At 65.1% G+C, this 258-nt stretch carries 1 protein-coding gene; it reads right to left on the minus strand.

Annotated features, from left to right (window positions below):
- Positions 1–258, minus strand: a 258-nt coding sequence (locus tag RAD10_RS42205) for a GTP-binding protein (protein WP_461622054.1), incomplete at both ends; no start/stop codon positions are given.

The following is a 258-nucleotide window of genomic DNA, read 5'->3' on the forward strand; positions in this document are numbered from 1 at the left end:
TGCGCGTATACTGCGCATGTCCCGGCGTGTCGGCGACGATGAAGCGGCGCAGCTTGGTGGCGAAGAAGCGGTAGGCGACGTCGATCGTGATGCCCTGCTCACGTTCGGCCTGCAAGCCGTCGACCAGCAGCGCGAAATCGAAATCGCCACCGGTGGTGCCGACGGTCCGGCTTTCGGACGCCAGCGCGTCGATCTGGTCGTCGAGCAGCGTCTTGGAATCGTAGAGCAGCCGGCCAACCAGCGTGCTCTTGCCGTCGT

The organism is Bradyrhizobium sp. 23AC, assembly GCF_054863025.1.